Source organism: Aquabacterium sp. A7-Y (genome assembly GCF_026153205.1).
Taxonomy (GTDB): domain Bacteria; phylum Pseudomonadota; class Gammaproteobacteria; order Burkholderiales; family Burkholderiaceae_C; genus Caldimonas.
In genome coordinates, this window is the sequence record NZ_JAPFBW010000032.1 from 72,061 (window position 1) to 80,140 (window position 8,080).

The window sequence follows — 8,080 nt, forward strand, 5'->3', positions numbered from 1 at the left end:
TTCAAGAGCGAACTTATGAGCAAGCAAATCCGCAACATCGCCATCATCGCGCACGTCGACCATGGCAAGACCACGCTGGTCGACCAGCTGTTGCGTCAGTCGGGCACCTTCCGCGAGAACCAGCAGGTCAGCGAGCGGGTCATGGACAGCAACGACCTCGAACGCGAGCGCGGCATCACCATCCTGGCGAAAAACTGCGCGGTGAGCTGGCAGGGCACCCACATCAACATCGTCGATACCCCGGGGCACGCCGACTTCGGCGGCGAGGTCGAGCGCGCGCTGTCCATGGTCGACGGTGTGGTGCTGCTGATCGATGCCCAGGAAGGCCCGATGCCGCAGACCCGCTTCGTCACCAAAAAGGCGCTCGCGCTGGGCCTCAAGCCCATCGTGGTGGTGAACAAGGTCGACAAGCCCGGCGCACGGCCGGACTACGTCATCAACGCCGCCTTCGAGCTGTTCGACAAGCTCGGCGCGAATGACGAACAGCTCGACTTCCCGGTGGTCTACGCCTCGGGCCTGAACGGCTGGGCCTCGCTCGAAGAGGGCGCGCCCGGCGCGAAGTGGGGCGAGGACATGAGCGCACTGTTCAACACCGTGCTCAAGCACGTGCAGCCGCACGAGGGCGACCCCGCGGCGCCGCTGCAGCTGCAGATCTCCTCGCTCGACTATTCCACCTATGTGGGCCGCATCGGTGTCGGCCGCGTCAACGCGGGCACCATCAAGCCCTCGATGGACGTGCTGGTGATGGAAGGGCCGGACGGCAAGTCCTGGAAGGGCCGCATCAACCAGGTGCTGAAGTTCGAAGGCCTGGAGCGCAAGCAGGCGGAGACGGCCGGCCCTGGCGACATCGTGCTGATCAACGGCATCGAGGACATCGGCATCGGCGTCACGGTGACCGATCCGCTCGACCCGCAGCCGCTGCCCATGCTCAAGGTCGACGAGCCGACCCTGACGATGAACTTCTGCGTCAACAACTCGCCGCTGGCGGGTCGTGAAGGCAAGTTCGTGACCAGCCGCCAGGTCTGGGACCGGCTGCAGAAGGAGCTGCAGTCCAACGTCGCGCTGCGCGTGCGCGAGACGCCCGAGGACGGCATCTTCGAAGTCTCGGGCCGGGGTGAACTGCACCTGACCATCCTGCTCGAGAACATGCGCCGCGAAGGCTACGAGCTGGCGGTCTCCAAGCCGCGTGTGGTGTTCCGCGACGTCAACGGCGAGAAGCACGAGCCGATCGAGCTGGTCACGGCCGACGTCGAGGAGCAGCACCAGGGCGGCGTGATGCAGGCGCTGGGCCTGCGCAAGGGCGAGCTGGTCAACATGGAGTCCGACGGCATGGGCCGCGTGCGCCTCGAGTACCGCATCCCGGCGCGCGGCCTGATCGGCTTCCAGAACGAGTTCCTGAACCTGACCCGCGGCACCGGCCTGATCAGCAATATCTTCGACGGCTATGAGGCCCACAAGGGTGACATCGAAGGCCGCAAGAACGGCGTGCTGATCAGCCAGGACGACGGCGAGATCGTGACCTATGCGCTGGGCAAGCTGGACGACCGCGGCCGCATGTTCGTCAAGGCCGGCGACCCGGTCTACGAAGGCATGATCGTCGGCATCCACAGCCGCGAGAACGACCTGGTGGTCAATGCGGTGCGCCAGAAGCAGCTGACCAACTTCCGTGTCTCGGGCAAGGAGGACGCGATCAAGATCACGCCCCCGATCGAGCTGACCCTGGAGTACGCGGTCGAGTTCATCGAGGACGACGAGCTGGTCGAGATCACGCCCAAGTCCATCCGTCTGCGCAAGCGTTTCCTGAAGGAACACGAGCGCAAGCGCGCCTCGCGCGAAGCCGCCTGATCCGGCTCGTGCGGCTGAGTCACGGGCAGGCAGCGTGGGCCATGGTCGGCGTCACGCTGCTGTGGAGCATCGCTGGGGTCGTGACGCGCCAGCTGGAGGCCGCCCGCGCCTTCGAGATCACCTTCTGGCGCAGCTTCTTCAACGCCGCCTTCCTGGTGGGCGCGCTCGCGCTGCTGCGCGGGCGCGGGCTGTGGCACGGCCTGGTGGCGGGCGGCTGGCCGCTGTGGGTCTCGGGGCTGATGTGGGCGGTGATGTACACCTGCTTCATGCTGGCGCTGACCCTGACCACGGTGGCCAACGTGCTGGTCACGATGGCGCTGGCGCCGCTGCTGACCGCGCTGATCGCCCGTTTTGCGCTCGGCCAGGTGCTGCCGCCACGCACCTGGGGCGCCATCGCGCTGGCCGGTGCGGGCATCGGGTGGATGTACGGGCAGCAGCTCTCGGGCGGCGACGCCCGCCACCTGCTCGGTACCCTGGTCGCGCTGGCCGTGCCGGTCGCCTCGGCGGTCAACTGGAGCGTCATCCAGCGCAGCGCCGGCCGCGGCCAGGCCGCCGGACCGGACCTGCTGCCGGCGGTGCTGATCGGCGCGACGCTGTCGGCCTTGGTCACGTTGCCGCTGGCCTGGCCGCTGCAGGCTTCGGCACACGACCTCTCGCTGCTCGGCGTGCTGGGCGTGTTCCAGCTCGCCATTCCCTGCCTGGCGGCGGTGCAGCTGGCGCGCGTGCTGCCGGCGGCCGAGGTGGCCCTGCTGGCGCTGCTGGAGGTCGTGTTCGGCGTGGCCTGGGCCTGGCTGGGCGCCGGCGAGGCGCCCTCGACCGCGGTGCTGGGGGGCGGCGCGCTGGTGCTGCTGGCGCTGGTCGGCAACGAAGTGCTGGGGCTGCGGCGGCGCGCCTGAGCGTGCCGGGGGCCATGCGCCGAACGCCCCAGCGGCGCCAGCGGACAGCCGCGAGCCACGCTAGCATGTCGGCACCTCACAACTCCGGAGACCTCATGACTGCGACCCTGCAGCTCGATCACTCGGACGGCCTGGTGCGTGCCCACAAGGCAGGCGACCTCGGCTTCATCACGCTCAACCGGCCGGAAGCGCTCAACGCGCTGTCGCTGGCGATGATCCGCGACCTGACCCAGGCGCTGCTGGCGTGGCGGGACGACCCGACGGTCCGGGCCGTGGTGGTGCAGGGCGCCACGCGTGAAGGCAAGGGCGTGGCTTTCTGCGCCGGCGGCGATATCCGCTTTTTCCATGGCGCAGCGCTGCAGGGCAATCCTCAGGTGGACGACTTCTTCACCGAGGAGTACAGCCTCAACCACCTGATCCATGTCTACCCCAAGCCCTACATCGCCCTGATGGACGGCATCGTGATGGGCGGCGGCATGGGCATCAGCCAGGGCGCCAAGCTGCGTATCGTCACCGAGCGGACCAAGATGGCGATGCCGGAGACCAACATCGGCTTGTTCCCGGACGTCGGTGGCGGCTTTTTCCTGTCGCGCTGTCCGGGCCATGTCGGTGAATACCTCGCCTTGACCGGGCAGGTGATCGGTGCCGGTGATGCCCTGGCCTGGGGGCTGGCGGACGCTTACCTGCACAGCGGCGAACTGCCGGGCCTGGTGGAGGCGCTGGCAGGCCAGCCGCACGAGAACGGCGAGCAGGTGCTGGCGACCTTGCGGGCCCGCATGGTGGCGCTGCCGCAGCCCGCGCTGGTGGCACAGCGCGAAGCGATGGATCGGCATTTTTCGGCCGACGGCCTGAAGGGCATCCTCGACTCCCTGGCCGGCGATGCCGACCCCTGGGCCGCCGAGACGCTGGCCGTGTTGCGCAAGCGCTCGCCGCTGATGATGGCCGTCACGCTGGAGCAGATCCGGCGCGCCCGCAGGATGAACCTGGCCGACGACCTGCGCATGGAGCGCGACCTGGTGCGCCACTGTTTCGCGCTGCGCCCCGGCGCCGCGAGCGAGACGGTGGAGGGCATCCGCGCGCTGGTGATCGACAAGGACCACAGCCCGCGCTGGAATCCTGCCACGGTGGAAGAGGTCACGCCGGAGATGGTGCAGGCCTTTTTCCGCAGTCCCTGGCCGGCCTTCGCTCACCCGCTGCGCGCGCTGGGCTGAACGTCGGGCGCCCGACGCCGGCCGGGCCCCGGCAGGCCGGCCGGGATTCAGGCCGGCTCGTGCTCGCCCAGCCGGTTCCGCAACTCGCGGACCTGCTCCTTCAAGGCCAGGTTCTCCGCCGTCAGCGCTTCCACCTGGCGGGTCAGCCGGGCGATTTCTTCTTCGCTGCCGTCGGCCTCGAAGGGGTTGACCCCCAAGGACGGCGAGGCTGGCGCCGAGGCCGCTTCCTCGGGCGCGGGCGCAGCCGGTGCTTTGGTCTTGGCCTTGGCCTCGCGCACCAGCTTGGCTGCCTGGCGCAGCTCCTTCTTGCCGCCCGCGACGGCCGCCACCTGTTCCTCGGCCGGTAGCGAGGCCACCGCGGCCGCCGCGTTGATCGAGATGGTGCCCGACTTGACGGCGGCCACCAGCTCGGGGGCGGCCGTCTTGTGGATCTTCTCGATCTGGGCCACGGTGTTGCTGCTGATGCGCGCCGCCTTCGCGATGGCTTCGCGCGTGTTCAGCGGCTCCGGCGCGGGCGGCGGCGGCGTGTCGGGGGTCGGCTCGGCGGCGTTGTCCGGCGCCGGCGTTTCAACCTGGGCGCGTGCCGCGAGGATGTCCTTCTTGCGCAGCGCCAGCACGCCGCGCTGGAAGTCCGAGACGCTGCGCCGCCCCAGGTGCTGGTCGATCATCCACAGGTGCACGTCCTCCAGCGACTTGAAGCGCGGGTTCTGCACCGTGGTGAACGGGATGTTGTGCTTGCGGCAGATGCCGTAGCGGTTATGCCCATCGACCAGCACGTCGCCCCACAGCACCAGCGCATCGCGGCAGCCCTCGGCGAGGAGGCTGCGCTCGAGCGCGTCGTGTTCTTCGGGGGTCAGGGGATCGATGTAGGCGCGCAGTTCTTCGTTGACCTTGATGTCCATGGGAGCGGGGAGTGGAAGCGGGGCGCGCCGGTGGCCACGCGCGGGGGGGCCGCCGGCAGAGCGAGGCGGGATTCTAGTGCGGTGGGCGCCAGGGCAGGAAACGGCAGGCATCGCGCTGCGCGACTTTTCACCGCGGCTCCATCGAGCTGGCGACCGGGCACGGACCACGGGCCGCGGCGGCATGCGACGAGCCTGAAGCTTTCGGCGCTTGCGCCAACTGCTTCACGAACCGACGTTCAAGCGAGGCGGCCAGGTGCCGATATCGGAACGAGCTTCGTGTGTCCCTGCATGACGGTCACTTGCAGGTTGCGTGCGGAAGGCTCCAGGGGCGGCCTCCGCAGGGACGTCTTCCTGCCGCTGTGCCCCCGCCCGCTATTCCTCTCCATCGTTTTCCGAACCCTCGTATGAAAAAAACCTACCGACTGCGCATCGTCGCCCGTGACCAGCAGGTGCGCGAGCTGTCACTGGATTCGCTGGCCCTCCTGGTGGCCGCCCCCGGCGCCAAGTACACGGTGATCGATACGGCCACGCAGGCGCCGGCGCAGGACCTCGTGCTCAAGCGGCAGGGCAAGGCCCTGCTCATCGAGGGCGCGGAGGGGCCGGTCGCCCAGATCGACGGGTTCTACGACAACGACAAGGCCGTGGCCTTCGAGGTCCCGGCAGAGCGGGCCGGCGGGGAACCGGTGCTCATCACCGCGGCCGATGCCGGCCCGGACGGCTCCGGCATCGTGTGGCAGGCCGGCCAGGGCACGAGCGAGGCTGGCGCCGCGTCGGTCGATCCGCTGTGGACGGCCGCCGCGGTCGGCCTGGGCGTGCTCGGCGTGGCCGCAGGCGGTGGTGGCGGTGGCGGTGGCGGCAGGCCGGCTCCCGCACCGTCTCAGGACACCAGCTTCGCCAACGCTGTCGAAGTCACGGTCGTCGGGGGCCCGGTGCTCGACAGCCATGCGCTGCAGGTCGCCATCTACGGCGCCGACGGCACGCTGCTGGACGTGGCCGAGCTCGACGCGAACGGCCACATCACGGTGGATGTCGGCGAGTACCGCGGCGTGATCATCGCCAAGGTGGCCACGGATGCGGACGCGGTCGCCGACTACCTCGACGAAGCCACGGGCGCCGGCAAGGACCTGGACGTCGATCTCTACGCGATGGGCGTCATCGAGGGCAGCAACGAGACCCTCTCCCTCAACCTCAACGTGGTCAGCACGCTGGCCTACCTCAAGGCGCTGGAGTCGGCGGGCGTCGACCCGCTCGCCGGCAGCGGAACGCTGGACACGGCGGTGGTGGCGAGCACGAACCAGGCCATCGCCGACCTGTTCGGCCTGCCCGCGTTGCACGGCACCGACATCGTCACCATCAACGGCGACACCAGCTACAACGCCGGCGACGGCGTCAGCGCCGCGGAGAAGTACGGCGAGGTCCTCGCCGCGCTGTCCGGCGCAGACGCCAACCAAGGCGGCAGCACGGCGCAGACGCTGGCCGACCTGGTGGCTGGTGTCACCCTGGCATCCGGCTCGGGCGGGGTCACGGCGCAGCTCGACGACGCAGCCTTCCAGATGATCAATCGCGGCGCTGACCGCGTGGACCAGGCGGCCGGCACCGACACCCTCGGCACGGTGTCGGGGGACACCAATCCCAGCATCCTCGGCTTGAGCCTCGCATCGACCGGCCAGGTGCCGGGGAGCAGCCTCAACGCGGGCGACACCGTCCTCGTGTCGCTGCGCGTCAGCGAGCCGGTGATGGTCACTGGCGTGCCGCGGCTCGCGCTGGACCTCGGTGGACAGCCGGTCGAGGCAACCTATGCCGGTGGCTCGGGCACTGGCACGCTGACCTTCTCCTACACCGTCCAGGCGGGCCAGACCGATGCCGACGGGCTGAGCATTCCCGCCGATGCGCTGGTGCTGGCCGGCGGCAGCATCCGCGCCGCCGACGACGGGCAGGCGCTGATCCTCACGCACGCCTCGCTGGAGCCGCAGCCCGGCTACAAGGTGGACACCACCGCTCCCGGGGTGACGCTGACCGGCGCCCTCGACGATGTCGGCCTGCTGACGGGCAACTTGGTGGCGGGCGGCAGCACGGACGACACGAGCCTGTTGCTCTCTGGCAGCTGCGAGGCGGGCGCGACGGTGCAGGTCTACGACGGCAGCACCTTGCTGGGCACGGCGGTCGTGAGCGGCACCGGCTGGACCTATGCCGCGCCGGTGCTCGACGGCGGCCACCATCAGTTTCATGTCGTCGCGACCGATGCAGCCGGCAATCGCAGCGCGCCGAGCCCCATGGTCGCCATCACGGGCGACACCAGCGCGCCGACGGTCCACGCCACCAGCCTGTCTCTCAGCGAAGACAGCGGCGTGTCGCCGAGTGATTTCATCACCCGCCACGCCAGCCAGACCCTCTCGGCGACCTTGTCGGCGCCGCTGGGCGCCGGCGAGTCCTTGCACGGGTCGCAGGACGGCGGCGCCACCTGGACCGAGCTCACCGGCATGGTCGACGGCACGGTCCTGACCTGGACCGGCATGACCCTGCGGCCCGGCAGCCAGACGATCCAGCTGAGGGTGGACGATGCGGCGGGCAACCGCGGCCCGGTCTCCAGCCAGACCTGCCTGCTCGACACCGCCTCGCCACAGGCGCAGCTGGCCGGGGCGGTCGACAACGTCGGCAACCTCACCGGCCCCTTGGCCAGCGGCCAGGCGACCGACGACAGCGCGTTGGTGCTGTCGGGCAGCTGCGAACCCGGCTCCACGGTGCAGGTCCATGACGGCAGCACGCTGCTGGGTACGGCCACCGTAAGCGGCACCAGCTGGACCTACACCGCCACCGTGGTGAACGGCGGCACGCACCAGTTCCACGTGACGGAGACGGACGTCGCCGGCAACACCAGCGCGCCCAGCAGCGTTCTCACCGTGGTGGGCGATACGGTCGCTCCTGAGCTGACCCTGCTGGCCGCCACCGATGACGCCGGCACGATCACGGGCCCGGTGTCCAACGGTCAGGCGAGCGACGACAGCACGCTGCTGCTGAGCGGCAGCTGCGAGGCCGGCGCGACGGTGCTGGTCTACGACGGCAGCATGCTGCTGGGCACGGCCACCGTGAACGGCACCAGCTGGAGCTACAGCGCGACCGTGACGGATGCGACGCAGCACCAGTTCCGCGCCACGGCGACCGATGCCGCGGGCAACACCAGTGCACCGACGGCCGACATCGTGGTGGTGGGCGACATGACGGCGCC

At 69.8% G+C, this 8,080-nt stretch carries 5 protein-coding genes; 4 read left to right on the forward strand and 1 reads right to left on the reverse strand.

All coding sequences use genetic code 11. From position 1 onward, the window contains the following. Window positions 1-15 precede the first annotated feature (15 nt). The 3 genes from typA (at window position 16) to OOT46_RS24310 (ending at window position 3,952) form a co-directional block, all read left to right on the forward strand. Entirely contained in the window at window positions 16-1,845 is a 1,830-nt protein-coding gene (gene typA / locus OOT46_RS24300) for a translational GTPase TypA (RefSeq protein WP_265406216.1), read from the forward strand. A gap of 41 nt (window positions 1,846-1,886) precedes the next feature. After that, window positions 1,887-2,741, forward strand: coding sequence for a DMT family transporter (locus OOT46_RS24305; RefSeq protein ID WP_265406220.1), 855 nt, complete (start codon window positions 1,887-1,889; stop codon window positions 2,739-2,741). A gap of 95 nt (window positions 2,742-2,836) precedes the next feature. Then, the gene (locus OOT46_RS24310) at window positions 2,837-3,952 is read left to right on the forward strand and encodes an enoyl-CoA hydratase/isomerase family protein (RefSeq protein ID WP_265406217.1); all 1,116 of its coding nucleotides are present in this window, start codon (window positions 2,837-2,839) and stop codon (window positions 3,950-3,952) included. A 47-nt stretch (window positions 3,953-3,999) separates the two neighbouring features. On the opposite strand, the gene OOT46_RS24315 is transcribed toward OOT46_RS24310, so the two are convergent. Continuing rightward, window positions 4,000-4,854 (reverse strand): plasmid replication/partition related protein, encoded by an 855-nt coding sequence (locus tag OOT46_RS24315; protein WP_265406218.1) that lies wholly within the window; start codon window positions 4,852-4,854, stop codon window positions 4,000-4,002. Window positions 4,855-5,258: 404 nt separating this feature from the next. Here OOT46_RS24315 and OOT46_RS24320 point away from each other — a divergent pair. After that, window positions 5,259-8,080 (forward strand): Ig-like domain-containing protein (locus OOT46_RS24320; RefSeq protein ID WP_265406219.1); only part of this gene is annotated, 2,822 nt, incomplete at its 3' end.

Bases quoted from the DNA above. Each gene is read 5' to 3' on its own strand.
- typA (WP_265406216.1), top strand. From the start codon at position 16: ATGAGCAAGCAAATCCGCAACATCGCCATCATCGCGCACGTCGACCAT.
- OOT46_RS24305 (WP_265406220.1), top strand. From the start codon at position 1,887: ATGGTCGGCGTCACGCTGCTGTGGAGCATCGCTGGGGTCGTGACGCGC.
- OOT46_RS24310 (WP_265406217.1), top strand. From the start codon at position 2,837: ATGACTGCGACCCTGCAGCTCGATCACTCGGACGGCCTGGTGCGTGCC.
- OOT46_RS24315 (WP_265406218.1), bottom strand. From the start codon at position 4,854: ATGGACATCAAGGTCAACGAAGAACTGCGCGCCTACATCGATCCCCTG.